We start from the raw sequence: 2,000 nt of genomic DNA on the forward strand, positions 1-2,000 counted from the left end.
TTTCAAGGGCAAGACGCTGGTCAACGCGATCAACCCGCACACCCCGGGTTATGAGGCGATCGATCCGAAAGACCCCAGCAAATATGTCGGCTTCGACATCGATCTCGGCGAAGCGATCGGCGACTGCCTCGGCTTCAAGCTGACCTACAAGCCGGTGGTGTTCGCGGCGCTCCTGACCACGCTGGCGAGCGGCCAGGCCGATATCGTGATTTCCGACATCTACGCCACCAAGGAGCGCGCCAAGGCGGCCGACTTCATCACCTATTCCAAGGTGTTCGACGGCGTGCTGGTCGCCAAGGGCAATCCGAAGGGAATCCACGGCATCGACCTCACGATGTGCGGCGCGGCAGCGGCCGAAAATACCGGCTTTGTCGAGGTGCCGCTGGTGCAGGACCTGGCGCCGAAATGCAAGGCCGCCGGCAAGCCGGAGCCGACGCTGCAGCTCTATGACAACAATGCCAACTGCATTCAGGCGATCCTCGCCGGCCACGCCGATACCTATGTCAACGACGTCAACACCGTGGACCAGGCGGTCAAAGCCAACCCGGACAAGCTGGAGAAGGCGACCGCGGTGACGATCCCCTATTCGGTCGGCATCGCCGTTCCCAAGGACAAGCCCGAGTTCAAGGCCGCGGTGCTCGCGGCGCTGATCGAGGTGCAGAAGGCCGGCATCCACAAGGAGCTGTTGAAGAAGTGGGAGCTCGATCCGAACAACTTCAAGGAACCGGATATCCTGACGGCTGATTGATGTCTCTCTTTCTGCACTATCTCAGCCTGCCGTATATGCTCGAGGGCATCGCGCTGACCTTGCAGGTCACCGTCCTCGGGCTCGCCGGCGGGCTGCTGCTCGGCCTGATCCTGGCGTGGATGCAGCTCAGCCGCTTCTGGTGGCTGGCTGCATTCGCGCGCGGCTACACCGTGATCTTTCGCGGCACGCCGCTGATCCTGCAGATGGTGTTTGCCTACGACGCGCTGCCGCAGCTCGGCATCAAGCTGTCGGCGATCATCGCCGGCGGCCTGGCGCTCGCCTGCAACGAGGCGCCGTTCATCGCCGAGATGCTGCGCGCCGGCGTGCTCGGCGTCGATCGCGGACAGGTCGTGGCGGGACAGGCACTCGGCATGACGCCCGCGGTGCTGCTGCGGCGGGTGATCGCGCCGCAGGCGATCCGCACCATGATTCCCGCGTTCGGCAATGAATCGGTCAGCGCGCTGAAGAATTCCTCGCTCGCCTCCGTCATCTCCGTGCAGGAGCTGACCTTGCGCAGCACGCAGCTCGCATCCTCGACCTTCGACTTCTTCTCGATCTTCTTTGCCTCCGGCCTGCTCTATCTGGTGCTGACCGGCGCGGTCGCCGTGATCCAGCTCGGCTTCGAATGGCTGCTCGATCTCGATCGCACCAGCCGCCAGCGCAAGCTCGCCGATTATCTTCCCTGGCGCCGGGTCGATCTTGCGACCAAGCTCACGCTCGCGGATGCGACTGCCCCGGCGTTAGACGCCGCGCCCGCCGGACCCGCCGAGCTCACCGAAACACCGCCGCTGGCGCTGACGCGCGAGCATCGCGCCAAGCGGGCAGCGACCATCGCGCGCAACAACGTCGCGGTCGAGGTCAAGGATCTCCGCAAGAACTACGGCGCGCAGACCGTGCTCAACGGCCTGGACCTGACCGTGCGGGTCGGCGAGGTCATCGCGCTGCTCGGGCCGAGCGGCTCGGGCAAGAGCACGCTGCTTCGCTGCATCAACCATCTCGAAAACTGGGATGCCGGCACGGTGCGGGTCGGCGGCCGCCGGCTCGGCTTTCGCGACGACGGCAGCAAGCTGTCGCAGCGCGATATCGCCAATGAACGCGCCAGCGTCGGCGTCGGCATGGTGTTTCAGCAGTTCAACCTGTTCAGCCATCTCACCGCCAAGGAGAATATCGCCGGCCCTCTGCGCTGGGTGCACAGCCTGTCGCGCAGCGATGCCGACCGCCGCGCCTCCGAGCTGCTCGAACGCGTCGGACT

General features: G+C 65.2%; 2 protein-coding genes. Both read left to right on the top strand.

The features are described 5' to 3' along the window. Positions 1-748 (top strand): ABC transporter substrate-binding protein (locus WCB02_RS20850; protein WP_423960994.1); only part of this gene is annotated, 748 nt, incomplete at its 5' end. Further along, positions 748-2,000 (top strand): ABC transporter permease subunit (locus WCB02_RS20855; RefSeq protein WP_423960996.1); only part of this gene is annotated, 1,253 nt, incomplete at its 3' end. The genes WCB02_RS20850 and WCB02_RS20855, both read left to right, overlap by 1 nt.

This window comes from Bradyrhizobium sp. (genome assembly GCF_049581145.1).
Classification (GTDB): domain Bacteria; phylum Pseudomonadota; class Alphaproteobacteria; order Rhizobiales; family Xanthobacteraceae; genus Bradyrhizobium.